Annotated in this window: 16 protein-coding genes; 12 read left to right on the top strand and 4 right to left on the bottom strand. The window is 56.1% G+C overall.

The window, feature by feature from the left end:
• Positions 1-274: 274 nt before the first annotated feature.
• The 8 genes from lptM (at position 275) to corA (ending at position 7,197) form a co-directional block, all read left to right on the top strand.
• Positions 275-478, top strand: coding sequence for an LPS translocon maturation chaperone LptM (gene lptM, locus QVF11_RS26950; RefSeq protein WP_112216170.1), 204 nt, complete (start codon positions 275-277; stop codon positions 476-478).
• Positions 479-507: 29 nt separating this feature from the next.
• Positions 508-1,332, top strand: coding sequence for a diaminopimelate epimerase (dapF, locus tag QVF11_RS26945; protein WP_112216144.1), 825 nt, complete (start codon positions 508-510; stop codon positions 1,330-1,332).
• Complete coding sequence (locus QVF11_RS26940; protein WP_287860812.1) at positions 1,329-2,036, top strand: DUF484 domain-containing protein; 708 nt, start codon at positions 1,329-1,331, stop codon at positions 2,034-2,036. Before dapF ends, QVF11_RS26940 begins: the two co-directional genes overlap by 4 nt.
• Complete coding sequence (gene xerC / locus QVF11_RS26935; protein ID WP_287860810.1) at positions 2,033-2,935, top strand: tyrosine recombinase XerC; 903 nt, start codon at positions 2,033-2,035, stop codon at positions 2,933-2,935. The genes QVF11_RS26940 and xerC overlap by 4 nt, the downstream gene beginning before the upstream one ends.
• Positions 2,935-3,651, top strand: a complete 717-nt coding sequence (gene yigB / locus QVF11_RS26930; protein ID WP_287860808.1) for a 5-amino-6-(5-phospho-D-ribitylamino)uracil phosphatase YigB — start codon at positions 2,935-2,937, stop codon at positions 3,649-3,651. The genes xerC and yigB overlap by 1 nt, the downstream gene beginning before the upstream one ends.
• Positions 3,652-3,728: 77 nt before the next feature.
• Positions 3,729-5,891 carry a DNA helicase II gene (gene uvrD, locus QVF11_RS26925; protein WP_287860806.1) on the top strand — a complete coding sequence of 721 codons (2,163 nt, stop codon included), beginning with the start codon at positions 3,729-3,731 and terminating at the stop codon, positions 5,889-5,891.
• Between the two features lie 148 nt (positions 5,892-6,039).
• A complete protein-coding gene (gene ysgD / locus QVF11_RS28665; RefSeq protein ID WP_353738540.1) occupies positions 6,040-6,096 on the top strand; it encodes a YsgD/CorL family protein in 57 nt (18 codons plus the stop codon).
• A gap of 150 nt (positions 6,097-6,246) precedes the next feature.
• Positions 6,247-7,197, top strand: a complete 951-nt coding sequence (corA, locus tag QVF11_RS26920; protein WP_110276862.1) for a magnesium/cobalt transporter CorA — start codon at positions 6,247-6,249, stop codon at positions 7,195-7,197.
• Positions 7,198-7,224: 27 nt separating this feature from the next.
• Here corA and rarD read toward each other — a convergent pair whose 3' ends face one another.
• Positions 7,225-8,118, bottom strand: a complete 894-nt coding sequence (gene rarD / locus QVF11_RS26915; protein WP_112216149.1) for an EamA family transporter RarD — start codon at positions 8,116-8,118, stop codon at positions 7,225-7,227.
• 49 nt (positions 8,119-8,167) lie between these two features.
• A complete protein-coding gene (gene yigI / locus QVF11_RS26910) occupies positions 8,168-8,632 on the bottom strand; it encodes an acyl-CoA thioesterase YigI (RefSeq protein ID WP_110276860.1) in 465 nt (154 codons plus the stop codon).
• A gap of 154 nt (positions 8,633-8,786) precedes the next feature.
• Here yigI and pldA point away from each other — a divergent pair, with 154 nt between their 5' ends.
• The 3 genes from pldA (at position 8,787) to rhtC (ending at position 12,235) form a co-directional block, all read left to right on the top strand.
• Positions 8,787-9,659, top strand: coding sequence for a phospholipase A (gene pldA / locus QVF11_RS26905; RefSeq protein ID WP_287860802.1), 873 nt, complete (start codon positions 8,787-8,789; stop codon positions 9,657-9,659).
• A 67-nt stretch (positions 9,660-9,726) separates the two neighbouring features.
• The gene (gene recQ, locus QVF11_RS26900; protein ID WP_287860800.1) at positions 9,727-11,553 is read left to right on the top strand and encodes an ATP-dependent DNA helicase RecQ; all 1,827 of its coding nucleotides are present in this window, start codon (positions 9,727-9,729) and stop codon (positions 11,551-11,553) included.
• Between the two features lie 61 nt (positions 11,554-11,614).
• Entirely contained in the window at positions 11,615-12,235 is a 621-nt protein-coding gene (gene rhtC, locus QVF11_RS26895) for a threonine export protein RhtC (RefSeq protein WP_112216152.1), read from the top strand.
• Positions 12,236-12,276: 41 nt separating this feature from the next.
• On the opposite strand, the gene QVF11_RS26890 is transcribed toward rhtC, so the two are convergent.
• Positions 12,277-13,197 carry an Rpn family recombination-promoting nuclease/putative transposase gene (locus QVF11_RS26890; RefSeq protein WP_287860798.1) on the bottom strand — a complete coding sequence of 307 codons (921 nt, stop codon included), beginning with the start codon at positions 13,195-13,197 and terminating at the stop codon, positions 12,277-12,279.
• 162 nt (positions 13,198-13,359) lie between these two features.
• Positions 13,360-13,980 (bottom strand): homoserine/homoserine lactone efflux protein, encoded by a 621-nt coding sequence (gene rhtB / locus QVF11_RS26885; RefSeq protein WP_287860796.1) that lies wholly within the window; start codon positions 13,978-13,980, stop codon positions 13,360-13,362.
• A gap of 109 nt (positions 13,981-14,089) precedes the next feature.
• Here rhtB and pldB point away from each other — a divergent pair, with 109 nt between their 5' ends.
• On the top strand, positions 14,090-15,082 hold the full coding sequence (gene pldB / locus QVF11_RS26880) for a lysophospholipase L2 (RefSeq protein WP_112216154.1): 993 nt from the start codon (positions 14,090-14,092) through the stop codon (positions 15,080-15,082).
• The last annotated feature ends 28 nt before the right edge of the window (positions 15,083-15,110 follow it).

Below are 15,110 nucleotides of genomic sequence, written 5' to 3'. Positions count from 1 at the left end.
CGCCGATCTCCGCAAGGATAAAAATCAGGCACCCGATACGGAACAGCATTCGCCAACCCCAGATGCACCCCAAAAAGCTGCCGGGCTGGCAGTGTTAGCCCACGGAGAGCGGGTAAATCCTGAATCGCGTCGCGCGGCTTAGGTTCGGCTCTGTGAAGTGGGGCTCCTCGCTGTTTACGGCGGGAAGCAGTCAAAAAGCTGCCCTAAACGCTTGCGTTTACGTCTTCTCCTGCGATGATAGAAAGCAGAAAGAATGAATCACGGGCAACTATCCATGAAAAACGTTTTCCCAACGCTTGCCGTTTTATTAGCGGTCCTCAGCCTCACTGGCTGTGGCCTGAAAGGTCCGCTTTATTTCCCGCCAGCGGAAAAAACGGCATCCCCGCCGACCAAACCGGTTGATAGCGGTATCCAGAGCTCTACGCCGGATCGTAACGATCGCGGTGATAGCGGCGGCCCGACCCAAGTAAATTACTAACGTTCTGTTCCGCGCAACTGGAGTAGATAATGCAGTTTTCTAAAATGCATGGCCTTGGCAACGACTTTATGGTCGTTGACGCGGTAACGCAGAATGTTTTTTTCTCACCGGATCTGATTCGCCGCCTGGCGGATCGGCACCTTGGCGTGGGTTTCGATCAGCTGCTGGTGGTTGAACCGCCTTACGATCCCGAACTCGATTTCCATTATCGTATTTTCAACGCTGACGGCAGCGAGGTGGCGCAGTGCGGCAACGGTGCGCGCTGTTTCGCCCGCTTTGTACGCCTGAAAGGCCTGACCAATAAACGTGACATCCGCGTGAGCACGTCAAACGGTCGTATGGTATTAAGCGTAACGGAAGACGACCTGGTGCGCGTGAATATGGGTGAGCCGAACTTCGAGCCATCGCAGGTGCCGTTCCGCGCCAACAAAGCGGAAAAGACCTATATTATGCGCGCTGCTGAACAGACAGTATTGTGCGGCGTGGTGTCGATGGGTAACCCGCACTGCGTTATTCAGGTCGATGACGTGGAAACCGCGCTGGTGGAATCGCTCGGCCCGGTGATGGAAAACCACGAACGCTTCCCGGAGCGGGCGAACATCGGTTTTATGCAGGTGGTCAGCCGTTCCCATATTCGTCTGCGCGTGTATGAACGCGGCGCGGGCGAAACGCAGGCCTGCGGAAGCGGCGCCTGTGCGGCGGCGGCAGTCGGTATCCAGCAAGGATTACTGGGCGAAGAGGTCCGCGTGGAACTACCCGGCGGGCGTCTTGATATCGCCTGGAAAGGCCCGGGCCAACCGTTGTATATGACTGGCCCGGCGGCACATGTCTATGACGGATTTATTCATTTATGAAACACATCGGGGAAGAACAGCAGGAACTCGCCAGCGAGCTGAACGATCGCGCAGTGGTGGACTATCTGTTGCAACATCCTGAATTCTTTATTCGTAATGCGGCTCTGGTGGAACACATGTCGGTTCCGCATCCGGTGCGTGGTTCGGTATCGCTGGTGGAATGGCACATGGCGCGGGCGCGGAATCATATCAACGTGCTGGAAGAGAACATGACGCTGCTGATGGAGCAGGCAACGGCTAACGAAAGCCTGTTTCAGCGTTTGTTTCATCTGCAAACGCGGCTGGCGTCGGCTGATAGCCTCGATGAAATGCTGAATCGCTTTCATCGTTGGGCGCGTGAGCTGGGGCTGGCGGGGGCGACGGTGCGCCTGTTTCCTGACTGTTGGCGGCTCGGCGCGCCCTCCAAATTCACTCATCTGGCGCTGAGTCGCCAGGCGTTTGAACCTATCCGCATTCAGCGTCTTGGGCAGCAACGCCATTATCTTGGCTCATTAAACGGCCCGGAACTGCTGGTCGCGCTGCCGGAAGCGAAAGCCATCGGTTCGGTCGCAATGTCGCTGCTCGGCGGCGATGATGCTCCCGGCGTCATGTTCTTCAGCAGTCGCGATCCCCAACATTATCAGCAAGGGCAGGGAACGCAGCTATTGCAGGAGATTGCTTCGATGCTCCCCGGATTGCTGGATCGCTGGATTGAGCGAGCATGACCGACTCACCCCTGTTTGCTCCCGTAGAGCGCTTTTTACGCTATCTCGGCGTCGAGCGTCAGCTAAGTCCGATAACGCTGCTGAACTACCGTCGCCAGCTGGAAAAGCTTATCACGCTGGCGGAAAACGGCGGTCTTAAAAGCTGGCAGCAGTGCGATGCCGCCCAGGTCCGTAGCCTGGCGGTGCGCAGCCGTCGCCAGGGGCTGGGGCCTGCCAGCCTGGCGCTGCGGCTTTCTGCCTTACGCAGCTTTTTTGACTGGCTGGTGAGCCAGGGTGAACTGACGGCCAATCCGGCGAAGGGCATCTCCGCGCCGAAAGCGCCACGCCACTTGCCGAAAAATATCGATGTCGACGATGTTAACCGACTGCTGGATATCGATCTTAACGATCCGCTGGCAGTGCGCGATCGGGCGATGCTGGAGGTGATGTACGGCGCCGGGCTGCGTCTTTCGGAGCTGGTGAATCTCGACATTAAACACCTTGACCTGGAGTCAGGAGAGGTGTGGGTGATGGGCAAAGGCAGCAAAGAACGTCGCCTGCCGATTGGCCGCAACGCGGTGGTGTGGGTTGAGCACTGGCTCGACCTGCGCGGCCTGTTCGGTACCGATGACGACGCGCTGTTCTTATCCAAACTGGGCAAGCGAATTTCCGCGCGTAACGTGCAAAAGCGCTTTGCCGAATGGGGCATTAAGCAAGGCCTCAATAGCCATGTACATCCGCATAAGCTGCGCCACTCCTTTGCGACCCATATGCTGGAGTCGAGTGGCGATCTGCGCGGGGTGCAGGAGCTGCTGGGCCATGCCAACCTCTCCACCACTCAAATTTATACCCATCTTGATTTTCAACACCTTGCTTCGGTGTACGATGCGGCGCATCCGCGCGCCAAACGGGGGAAATAATGCGTTTTTACCGACCTCTGGGCCAGATTTCAGCACTGACGTTTGACCTGGACGATACCCTTTATGACAATCGCCCGGTGATTGAGCGGACGCTGCATGAGTCGCTGAGCTTTGTGCGCAGCTATCACCCTTCGCTGAGCCAATTTGATGCCAGCGAGCTGAACCAGCTGCGCCAGACGCTGCTGGCGTCGGAGCCGGAGATTTATCACGATGTCACCGAGTGGCGGCGTCGCGCGCTAGAGCTGGGGATGATCAACGCTGGGCTTTCTGCGGAGCAGGCGAAGACAGGGGCAGACGAAGCGATGGCTAACTTCGCCCACTGGCGCAGTCTGATCGACATTCCGCAAGAGACGCACGATACGCTGGCTAAACTCGCCGAAAAATGGCCGCTGGTGGCGATTACCAATGGCAATGCTCAGCCGGAGCTCTTTGGCCTGAGCGACTACTTCCGCTTTGTGCTGCGCGCGGGTCCGGACGGGCGCTCTAAGCCCTTTGCCGATATGTACCACCTGGCGGCGGATCGGCTGGAACTGCCGTTAGCGCAAATCCTGCATGTGGGTGACGACCTGACCACCGATGTGGCGGGCTCCATTCGCTGCGGTATGCAGGCCTGCTGGATCAAACCGCAGGGCGCAGACCTGATGCATACCACCGATAGCCGCCTGCTGCCGCACATTGAAATTTCACGGTTGGCATCTCTGACCTCGCTGATATAATCGTCTGTAGTTCTGTATAAATTAACAGTAGCCCGGTGAACTGAACGCTGCCGGGCGTCTCATTTCCGGCGGTGCCAATGGACGTTTCTTACCTGCTCGACAGCCTCAATGATAAACAGCGTGAAGCCGTTGCGGCATCACGTACTAACATGCTGGTTCTGGCTGGAGCGGGCAGCGGTAAGACGCGCGTACTGGTTCATCGCATCGCCTGGCTGCTGAGCGTGGAGAACTGTTCCCCTTACTCCATTATGGCGGTGACCTTTACCAACAAAGCGGCGGCGGAAATGCGCCATCGTATTGGTCAACTGATGGGTACCACCCAGGGCGGTATGTGGGTCGGCACCTTCCACGGGCTGGCGCACCGCCTGCTGCGCGCTCATCACCTTGATGCCAACCTGCCGCAGGATTTCCAAATCCTCGATAGCGAAGACCAGCTGCGTCTGCTGAAGCGCCTGATTAAGGCGATGAATCTTGATGAGAAGCAGTGGCCGCCGCGTCAGGCCATGTGGTACATCAACGGTCAGAAAGACGAAGGGCTGCGCCCGCATCATATTCAAAGCTACGGTAATCCGGTTGAGCAGACCTGGCAGAAGGTTTATCAGGCCTATCAGGAAGCCTGCGATCGTGCCGGCCTGGTAGATTTTGCCGAGCTGTTGCTGCGCGCGCACGAGCTGTGGCTCAACAAACCGCATATTCTCCAGCACTACCGCGAGCGCTTTACCAATATCCTGGTGGACGAATTCCAGGATACCAACAACATTCAGTATGCGTGGATCCGCCTGCTGGCGGGCGATACCGGCAAGGTGATGATCGTCGGCGATGACGACCAGTCCATTTACGGCTGGCGCGGTGCGCAGGTGGAAAACATCCAGCGCTTCCTCAACGACTTCCCGGGCGCTGAAACTATCCGCCTGGAGCAGAACTATCGTTCGACCAGCAATATCCTCAGCGCGGCGAACGCCCTGATTGAGAACAACAGCGGGCGTCTGGGCAAAAAACTGTGGACCGACGGTGCTGATGGCGAGCCGATTTCGCTCTACTGTGCGTTTAACGATCTTGATGAGGCGCGTTTTGTCGTCAACCGCATTAAAACCTGGCAGGAAAACGGTGGTCAGCTGGCGCAGTGCGCGATTTTGTATCGCAGCAACGCCCAATCGCGCGTGCTGGAAGAGGCGCTGCTGCAGGCCAGCATGCCGTATCGTATTTATGGCGGCATGCGCTTCTTCGAACGCCAGGAGATCAAAGATGCGCTCTCCTACCTCCGCCTGATCGCTAACCGCAACGACGACGCGGCGTTTGAGCGCGTGGTGAATACCCCAACGCGCGGTATTGGCGATCGCACGCTGGACGTGGTGCGCCAGACTTCACGCGACCGCCAGCTGACCCTGTGGCAGGCTTGCCGCGAGCTGTTAAAAGATAAAGTTCTTGCCGGTCGCGCCGCCAGCGCCTTACAGCGCTTTATGGAGCTGATTGACGCGCTGGCGCAGGAGACCGTCGATATGCCGCTGCACGTGCAGACCGACCGGGTGATTAAAGACTCTGGCCTGCGCACGATGTACGAGCAGGAGAAGGGCGAGAAAGGCCAGACGCGTATCGAAAACTTAGAGGAACTGGTGACGGCAACGCGCCAGTTCAGCTACAACGAGGAAGATGAAGACCTGATGCCGCTACAGGCGTTTCTTTCCCACGCCGCGTTGGAAGCGGGCGAAGGGCAGGCGGACACCTGGCAGGACGCGGTACAGCTGATGACCCTGCACTCGGCGAAAGGGCTGGAGTTCCCACAGGTATTTATCGTCGGCGTGGAAGAGGGGATGTTCCCGAGCCAGATGGCGCTCGATGAGGGCGGTCGCCTGGAAGAGGAGCGTCGCCTGGCCTACGTTGGTGTGACTCGTGCGATGCAAAAACTGACTCTGACCTATGCCGAAACCCGACGCCTGTATGGCAAAGAGGTTTATCACCGTCCGTCACGCTTTATCGGCGAGCTGCCGGAAGCGTGCGTGGAAGAGGTGCGTCTGCGCGCAACGGTGAGTCGTCCGGTGAGCCATCAGCGCATGGGGACGCCGATGGCGGAAAACGATACCGGCTATAAGCTGGGCCAGCGCGTGCGCCATGCCAAGTTTGGCGAAGGCACCATCGTGAACCTCGAAGGCAGCGGCGAACACAGTCGTCTTCAGGTCGCGTTTCAGGGGCAGGGGATCAAGTGGCTGGTTGCTGCCTATGCCCGGCTGGAAATAGTGTAACATTAAGAAAAATATCATTATTTTGTAATATTCTGCTACCTTTGTACGTTAAGGCGCTTGATTTGCTCTTTAGCGTTCCGTTGCGTGTTGACGCCGTTTTGGCGCTGGCGTAACATGCGCGCACGATTACGCTAAGAGGACATTCGCCTTGGACACACCCAGTAGATGCTGGCTCAACTTCCTGTTCATCAGGAACAACTCCTAAGGCTATCCTCTTATGCTGATAGCCTTAGCGGTTGTCGGCGACCCGTTCTATTCCCGTCGCTCTGAGTCAGGCTTTATGGTCTGAAACCCAAATTGTTTCTGTGTGCCCACCGAACTGTCCGATAATTTTTTTGCATTGGGAGTCCCGGTCATGCTGAGCGCATTTCAACTGGAAAATAATCGTTTAACGCGTCTGGAAGCCGATGAGATCAAGCACCTCGCCAGTTCGGTGTGGGTCGATCTGGTCGAGCCTGACGATGAAGAACGAAGCCGCGTGCAAACGGAATTGGGCCAGAACCTGGCAACGCGCCCGGAACTGGAAGACATCGAAGCGTCAGCACGTTTCTTTGAAGATGAAGACGGTTTACACATCCACTCATTTTTCTTTTTTGAAGATGCAGAGGATCACGCCGGTAACTCGACCGTGGCGTTTACTATCCGCGAAGGGCGTCTGTTCACCCTGCGCGAGCGGGAGCTGCCCGCTTTTCGCCTGTATCGTATGCGCGTTCGCAACCAGTCGATGGTTGATGGTAATGCCTACGAGCTGCTGCTTGACCTGTTCGAAACCAAAATCGAACAGCTGGCGGATGAAATTGAAAACATCTACAGCGACCTGGAAAAACTCAGCCGGGTGATTATGGAAGGCCGTCAGGGCGATGATTACGATGAGGCGCTCTCTACCCTCGCTGAGCAGGAAGATATCGGCTGGAAAGTTCGCCTGTGTCTGATGGATACCCAGCGCGCGCTGAACTTCCTCGTGCGTAAGGCGCGTTTACCGGCGGGCCAGCTGGAGCAGGCGCGTGAGATCCTACGCGATATCGAATCCCTGCTGCCGCACAACGAATCACTGTTCCAGAAAGTTAACTTCCTGATGCAGGCGGCGATGGGCTTTATCAACATCGAGCAGAACCGCATCATCAAGATCTTCTCGGTGGTTTCCGTGGTCTTTCTGCCGCCGACGCTGGTGGCTTCCAGCTATGGGATGAACTTCGAATTTATGCCCGAGCTGCACTGGAGCTTCGGCTATCCCGGCGCGATTGTCTTTATGATGCTCGCCGGTCTGGCGCCGTATCTGTACTTTAAGCGTAAAAACTGGCTGTAAAAAAAGGAGCTTCGGCTCCTTTTTTTGTTATGCCCTGCGCGTTCTGCGTATGGTGTAAATCGCATCCATCACGAAAATCGCCAGCGCCACCCAGATAAAGGCGAAGGTCACCATCTTATCCGCGCCCGGCACTTCGCCGTAGAACGTTACCGCCAGCAGGAACATCAGAGTTGGGCCGATATACTGGAAAAAGCCCAGCGTAGAAAGGCGCAGACGCGTTGCCGCACCGGTAAAGCACAGCAGCGGGATGGTGGTCACCACGCCCGCCGCCATCAGCAGCAGGTTCAGCGACCATGGGTTCTGACCCATATGGCTGGTTGGGCTATCGGCGATGCCGAACAGATAAATCGCAGCGACCGGCAGCAGCCACAGTGTTTCAAACAGCATGCCGGTTTGCGCATCGACGGCGATCTTTTTACGCAGCAGGCCGTAGAACGCAAAGCTGAACGCCAGGCCCAGCGCGATGATCGGTAGCGAGCCGAAGGTCCACAGCTGCACCAGAACGCCGCAGGCCGCCAGCATTACCGCCAGCCACTGCATCCGGCGAAAGCGCTCCCCGAGGAAGATCATCCCTAATAGAATATTCACCAGTGGGTTAATAAAATACCCCAGGCTGGCTTCCAGCATATGGTGGTTATTTACCGCCCAGATAAACAGCAGCCAGTTGCCGCCTACCAGCACGGCAGACAGCGCCAGCAGGAACACCTTTTTCGGCGTTTTTAGCAGTCTTTTAACCTGCGGCCACTGACGACTGACGCTGACCAGCGCCACCATAAAGAAGAAGGACCAGATCACGCGGTGAGTCAGAATTTCATCGGCGGGAACATAGTAGATAAGCTTGAAGTACGCGGGCGCGATACCCCAGATAAAATAGGCGGCCAGGGCCAGCAGAACCCCTACCCGCGTTTGTTTAGCATCCATCGGTACAAATCCATTGCCAAAGAGAGTGATGTTACTCGATTTATGGCAATCAACCCACCATATACGTTGCCGTGGCGCTGGCGATATAAACCTGCTCCTCGTTATGCAGCTCGACGCGGGCCACTGCGACCTTGTTACCGGCGCGAAGCAGGCTGCTGGTGGCGGTGAAGCGTTCCCCGCGACCCGGACGCAGGTAGTCGACGCGCAGATCGATGGTCCCCATTCGAGACAGGCGCTGGCGCAGCTCTTCTTCATTGATGGTGTCGTGGCGGGTCAGCGTGCTGCCGACGCATACCAGACCTGCGGCGACGTCCAGCGCAGAGGCAATCACTCCACCATGTAAAATGCTCTGCGCCCAGTTGCCAACCATCATCGGCTGGTTTTTAAAGCTGATCTGAGCAAACTCTTTTTCGTAGCGCTCCAGCTCCAGCCCTAAGGCACGGTTATAAGGCATATGATAAACAAAGATTTCTCCCACCAGCTTAAGGGCGGCGGCGGCGGTAAGCTCAGACATGGCAACATTCCATTGGTTAATGAAATGTTGATTTTATGCTTCTAAAATATTGATTTCTACTTTAAGAACGGATAACAGGTCAGAAGACGCATAAATAGGTAGAATGCTGGCTGGGTTAAACAGAAATAATAATTATCCATCCAGGAGAACAGTAATGCGTATCTCTTTGGCCTGCCTGCTGGCGCTTGCTGCGCTTCCGGCTGGCGTTCTGGCGCAGGACGCGCCTGTAAATAAACAGGTTCACGACACTCCGGCCGTTCGCGGGAGCATTATTGCCAACCTGTTACAGGACCATGATAATCCGTTCCTGCTGTATCCTTATGAGAGCAACTATCTGCTCTATACGTGGACCAGCGATCTCAATAAAGAAGCAATTCGCAGCTACGACTGGGCCGAGAATGCACGTAAGGATGAGGTGAAATTCCAGCTTAGCCTGGCGTTTCCTCTGTGGCGGGGGATCCTTGGCGATAATTCGCTGCTGGGCGCTTCTTATACGCAAAAATCCTGGTGGCAGCTCTCCAACAGTAAAGAGTCCGCGCCGTTTCGCGAAACCAACTATGAGCCGCAGCTGTTTCTCGGTTTTGCGACCGACTATTCGTTTGCTGGCTGGACGCTGCGTGACGTTGAGATGGGCTATAACCACGACTCTAACGGTCGTTCCGATCCCACGTCCCGCAGCTGGAACCGTCTTTATACCCGGCTGATGGCGCAAAATGGCAACTGGCTGGTGGAAGTGAAGCCCTGGTACGTGATTGGCAGCACCAACGATAACCCGGATATCACCAAATATATGGGCTACTATCGCCTGAAAGTGGGTTATCAACTGGGCGAGGCGATTCTCAGCGCTCAGGGGCAATATAACTGGAATACCGGCTACGGCGGCGCGGAGCTTGGGGTGAGCTATCCGATAACCAAACACGTGCGCGTCTATACTCAGGTCTATAGCGGTTATGGCGAGTCGCTCATCGATTATAACTTTAACCAGACCCGCGTCGGCGTCGGGCTGATGCTCAACGATCTGTTTTAATCGTTGCACTCTGGCTCTCAGGCGCTGAAAATAGCGCCTGTTTTCTTTTCAGGCATATGGGGTCAACGTGGCACAGGCGGAAGTATTAAATCAGGAATCGCTGGCTAAGCAGGTTTTACAAGAAACCTTCGGCTACCAGCAATTTCGCCCGGGCCAGGAAACCATTATCGATACGGCGCTGGCAGGGCGCGATTGTCTGGTGGTGATGCCGACCGGCGGCGGAAAGTCGCTGTGTTATCAGGTTCCTGCGCTGGTGCTGGGCGGCCTGACCGTCGTGGTATCGCCGCTTATCTCACTGATGAAGGACCAGGTCGATCAGCTACTGGCTAACGGCGTGGCGGCGGCGTGCCTGAACTCAACGCAGAGCCGTGAGCAGCAGCAGGACGTGATGGCCGGCTGTCGCAGCGGGCAAATCCGCCTGCTGTATATTGCCCCGGAACGCCTGATGCTGGATAACTTCCTTGAGCATCTCACGCACTGGAATCTGGCGATGGTGGCGGTGGATGAAGCGCACTGCATTTCCCAGTGGGGCCACGATTTCCGCCCGGAATACGCCGCGCTAGGGCAGCTGCGCCAGCGGATACCGCAGATTCCGTTTATGGCGCTTACCGCCACCGCCGATGATACCACCCGTCGCGATATTGTCCGTCTGCTGGGGCTCGACGACCCGCTTATTCAGGTCAGCAGCTTTGACCGCCCCAACATCCGCTATATGTTGATGGAGAAATTTAAGCCGCTGGATCAGCTGATGCGTTATGTGCAGGAGCAGCGCGGTAAGTCGGGTATTATCTACTGCAATAGCCGGTCGAAAGTGGAAGATACCGCCGCGCGCCTGCAAAGCCGTGGTATCAGCGCGGCGGCTTATCACGCTGGCCTGGAAAACGATATTCGCGCCGATGTGCAGGAGAAATTTCAGCGCGACGACCTGCAAATCGTGGTGGCGACGGTAGCCTTTGGCATGGGTATCAACAAACCGAACGTCCGTTTTGTGGTGCATTTCGACATCCCGCGTAATATAGAATCCTACTATCAGGAAACCGGGCGCGCCGGGCGCGATGGCCTGCCTGCGGAAGCGATGCTGTTTTACGATCCGGCGGATATGGCGTGGCTCAGACGCTGTCTTGAAGAGAAACCCGCCGGGCCGTTGCAGGACATTGAACGTCATAAGCTCAACGCAATGGGGGCGTTTGCCGAAGCGCAAACCTGCCGCCGCCTGGTGCTGCTCAACTACTTTGGCGAAGGGCGTCAGGAGCCGTGCGGTAACTGTGACATCTGCCTTGACCCGCCGAAACAGTACGATGGCTTAATGGACGCGCGGAAGGCGCTGTCGACGATTTACCGCGTCAATCAGCGTTTTGGTATGGGCTACGTGGTGGAAGTGCTGCGCGGCGCTAATAACCAGCGTATTCGCGATATGGGGCACGATAAGTTGCCGGTCTACGGTATTGGGCGCGAACAGAGCCACGAGCACTGGGTCAGCGTTATCCGTCAGCTTATTCATTTAGGGCTGGTGGCGCAGAATATTGCCCAGCACTCCGCGCTACAGCTTACCGAAGCCGCCCGCCCGGTTCTGCGCGGCGACGTGACGTTACAGCTTGCCGTGCCGCGTATTGTGGCGCTGAAGCCGAAGGCGATGCAGAAATCTTTTGGTGGCAATTACGATCGCAAGCTGTTCGCTAAGCTGCGCAAATTGCGTAAGGCGATCGCCGACGAAGAAAACATCCCACCCTACGTGGTATTTAACGATGCGACACTGATCGAAATGGCCGAACAAACGCCGCTAAGCGCTGGAGAGATGCTGAGCGTCAATGGCGTCGGCACGCGTAAGCTCGAGCGCTTTGGTAAAGAGTTTATGGCTCTGATCCGCGCGCACGTGGATGGTGATGATGAGTAGTCAGCCAGCCGAAAAAGTGCAAATATAGTTTTCGTCCTTACTATTTTCCTGCGAGTTAATCATGTTGACGCTCTTCTTCACCGTGGCGCTGGTGCATATCATTGCGCTGATGAGTCCTGGCCCGGACTTTTTCTTTGTCTCACAGACCGCCGTTAGCCGCTCCCGCAAAGAGGCGATGATGGGCGTCCTGGGGATCACCTGCGGCGTGATGGTGTGGGCGGGCGTGGCGCTGCTCGGCCTGAACCTGATTATCGAGAAAATGGCCTGGCTGCACACCATTATCATGGTCGGCGGCGGGCTGTATTTGTGCTGGATGGGCTTTCAAATGCTGCGCGGCGCGCTGAAGAAAAGTGACGTAGCGGCGGCGGAGCCACAGGTTGAGCTGGCGCGTAGCGGTCGCAGTTTCCTGAAGGGGCTACTCACCAACCTGGCGAACCCGAAAGCGATTATTTACTTCGGTTCTGTGTTCTCGCTGTTTGTTGGCGATGACGTTACCGCCAGCGCGCGCTGGGGCATTTTCCTGCTGATCGTGCTGGAGACGCTGGCCTGGTTTACGGTGGTCGCCAGCCTGTTTGCTCTTCCGGGTATGCGCCGCGGTTATCAGCGGATGGCGAAGTGGATCGACGGCGTTGCCGGTACGCTATTCGCCGGTTTTGGTATTCATTTGATTATTTCGCGCTAAGTATCCTGCAGCCCACCCTGGGTTTTCGGGTGGGTTAGATTTTAGTGACGGAGTTGCTGCAAATCGTCAGGTGTGAGGCCGGTCATTTCCATAACCGCAGTAGCATCAATCCCCCGGTTGAGCATTGCTTTTGCGACCTCCATAAAGGCGGCGCGTTTGCCGTTTTTTATGCCTTCCTTCATGCCTTCCTTTATGCCCTTCTGCATACCTTCCTCGAGCCACTTTTCTGCCAGAGTCATCAGTACTTCTCCATGCTGCGGCACCCGCTGTGCCAGCTCATATAATAGCGGCCGAACGTCCTGCTCTTCTCCCGCCTGGGTCATATATTTTATCAGTACGGTAACTTGTTGTCTGCTCATCTGTTCGAGCATCAACAGGCTGGTGAGCCTGTCCAGAAGCTCAGCTATCTCGCGCTGGCGAATATGCTTTTGCACCAGCGTCAGGGCCGCCATGCTGCGGTGCTGCATGATTTCGTCGTCGGGGATAACGGTGATATCCACCAACGGAAAGGCATTGGCGTAAAGCTGACGCGCAGTATCCGGATCGGCAAAGCTTTCCAGCCAATTCAGGGGCCAGGGGTAGGGGCTTCGCTGCCCCTGATAAAAGAGTATCGGGATCACCAGCGGCAGTGTCTTGTGCCCATTCTCGAGATGCCTCTGCATGGCGGCGATGGCGTAACGCATCAAGCGAAACGCCATCAGTTTATCGGGCGAGCTTTGGTGTTCGATCAGAACATGCACGTAGCCCTGACCGCTGGTGGTCTCCAGTGAATAGAGTATATCGCTGTAATAAGGCCGCAGGTCGTCTTCAATAAAGCTCCCTGATTCCAGGCGTAGCGTATCCAGTTTGCAAACCTGAATTAACGAGGGCGGCAGGTGGATCTCAATAAAGTCCCGCGCGGTTTCTACGCGGGAGAGAAAGGTTCTGAATACCGCATCATGTGGAGTTGCCGCTTCCGCCATTGTTTTCGTCCATGAATAAGAGCATCTGGCGGCATTCTGGCATTGGCGCTGCGGAGTCGACAGTACGCAAAAGAATTATCTTATCTCTTTGCGTACGCCCTCGAGCGGCGGTGTTGCTGCATCCACAAGGTGAACCTCAAATTGCGAGCGTGATTCCATTCATCAGGCGTGACGGGCGGAAGCCAGCAGCGCACCGACCAGCATAAACAGTGAGCCAAATACCTTGTTCAGCGCCTTCATCTGTTTCGGTCCCTTAATCCACCCGGCGATGCGCCGCGCCAGCGTGGCATAGCCAATCATCACAATAATATCGACCACGATGGTGGTGACGCCGAGCACGAGGTACTGCATTACCTGAGGCTGATTGGGCACGATAAACTGCGGGAAAAGGGCGGCAAGAAACACGATGCTTTTCGGGTTGGTCAGGTTAACAAACACCGCGCGTTTAAAGAGCTTTCCGCGAGTTTGCACTTTCGCCAGGGTATTGAGATCGATTGAACCCGCGGCCCGCCATTGCTGAATCCCGAGCCAGATAAGATAGGCGGCGCCAGCCCATTTGAGGATTTCAAATGCCAGCAAAGAGCGGGAAAACAGGGTGCCCAGACCGACGCCGACCAGCACGATATGAATGCCCAGCCCGGCCTGTAATCCGGCGATTGATGCTGCGACACCGCGATAGCCGTGGTTGATTGAGGTGGTCATCGTATTTATCGCCCCGGAACCTGGTGACAGGCTGAGAATAATTGATGTCAGCAAATAGGCAAACCACCACTCGAACGTCATGAGAAACTCCCTGATTGTCTGTTTTTATGCCACAATACGCTATTGTGTAAGCATTGTGTGATGCACGGCAAAAAAACGATTTTCAGCGGTTATCAGGGGTGTAAGCCCGATGTTTTTGCAGCAAAAGGACTGGGAAACACGAGAAAACGCGTTCGCGGCCTTTACCATGGGGCCGTTGACCGATTTCTGGCGTCAGCGAGAAGAAGCGGAATTTACGGGCGTGGATAATGTTCCGGTACGCTTTGTTCGCTTCTGCGCCAAAAGTAACGACCGGGTGATTGTTATCTGTCCGGGTCGCATTGAAAGCTACGTGAAGTACGCCGAACTGGCTTACGATCTTTTCCATAGCGGCTTTGATGTGATGATTATCGATCATCGCGGTCAGGGGCGCTCCGGGCGAATGCTTTCCGATACCCACCGTGGTCACGTTGTTAATTTCAGCGATTACGTCGACGATCTTGCCGCTTTCTGGCAGCAGGAAGTGGTGCCCGGGCACTGGCGAAAACGGTTTATACTGGCCCACTCAATGGGCGGTGCAATCGCGACGCTTTTTTTGCAGCGCCACCGTCAGCATTGCGACGCAATAGTGCTCTGTGCGCCGATGTTCGGCATTGTCATGCGCCTGCCTGACTGGATGGTGCGTCATATTCTCGATTGGGCTGAGGGCCATCAGCGCATTCGTGAAGAGTACGCCCTTGGAACTGGCCGCTGGCGGGCGTTGCCTTTTGCGGTCAACGTACTGACGCACAGCCGTCAGCGTTATCGTCGCAATTTGCGTTTTTACGCTGATGAACCACAGCTGCGGGTCGGCGGCCCAACGTTTCACTGGGTACGCGAGGGTATCCTTGCGGGTGAAGAGGTGCTGGCTGGCGCGGAAAAAGACGTCACGCCAACGTTATTGCTCCAGGCGGAAGAAGAGCGGGTGGTCGATAACCGTATGCACGATCGCTACTGTGAACTTCGCGCTTCTGGCGGTCACCCTTGTGAGGGGAATAAGCCGTTTGTCATAGAAGGGGCATACCATGAGATCCTTTTTGAAAAGGACGCCATGCGCTCGGTCGCGCTGAATGCTATCGTCGATTTTTTTGGTCGACACAATTAATCCGGCGAAACGCTCGTCGCCCTGCTTA

This window comes from Klebsiella sp., from assembly GCF_027492335.1.
In the GTDB taxonomy this organism is placed as follows: domain Bacteria; phylum Pseudomonadota; class Gammaproteobacteria; order Enterobacterales; family Enterobacteriaceae; genus Klebsiella; species Klebsiella huaxiensis.
This window is presented reverse-complemented; position numbering and strand designations above follow the sequence as displayed.

Coding starts and splice junctions, on each gene's coding strand:
- lptM (WP_112216170.1), top strand. CDS start 275: ATGAAAAACGTTTTCCCAACGCTTGCCGTTTTATTAGCGGTCCTCAGC.
- dapF (WP_112216144.1), top strand. CDS start 508: ATGCAGTTTTCTAAAATGCATGGCCTTGGCAACGACTTTATGGTCGTT.
- QVF11_RS26940 (WP_287860812.1), top strand. CDS start 1,329: ATGAAACACATCGGGGAAGAACAGCAGGAACTCGCCAGCGAGCTGAAC.
- xerC (WP_287860810.1), top strand. CDS start 2,033: ATGACCGACTCACCCCTGTTTGCTCCCGTAGAGCGCTTTTTACGCTAT.
- yigB (WP_287860808.1), top strand. CDS start 2,935: ATGCGTTTTTACCGACCTCTGGGCCAGATTTCAGCACTGACGTTTGAC.
- uvrD (WP_287860806.1), top strand. CDS start 3,729: ATGGACGTTTCTTACCTGCTCGACAGCCTCAATGATAAACAGCGTGAA.
- corA (WP_110276862.1), top strand. CDS start 6,247: ATGCTGAGCGCATTTCAACTGGAAAATAATCGTTTAACGCGTCTGGAA.
- rarD (WP_112216149.1), bottom strand. CDS start 8,118: ATGGATGCTAAACAAACGCGGGTAGGGGTTCTGCTGGCCCTGGCCGCC.
- yigI (WP_110276860.1), bottom strand. CDS start 8,632: ATGTCTGAGCTTACCGCCGCCGCCGCCCTTAAGCTGGTGGGAGAAATC.
- pldA (WP_287860802.1), top strand. CDS start 8,787: ATGCGTATCTCTTTGGCCTGCCTGCTGGCGCTTGCTGCGCTTCCGGCT.
- rhtC (WP_112216152.1), top strand. CDS start 11,615: ATGTTGACGCTCTTCTTCACCGTGGCGCTGGTGCATATCATTGCGCTG.
- QVF11_RS26890 (WP_287860798.1), bottom strand. CDS start 13,197: ATGGCGGAAGCGGCAACTCCACATGATGCGGTATTCAGAACCTTTCTC.
- rhtB (WP_287860796.1), bottom strand. CDS start 13,980: ATGACGTTCGAGTGGTGGTTTGCCTATTTGCTGACATCAATTATTCTC.
- pldB (WP_112216154.1), top strand. CDS start 14,090: ATGTTTTTGCAGCAAAAGGACTGGGAAACACGAGAAAACGCGTTCGCG.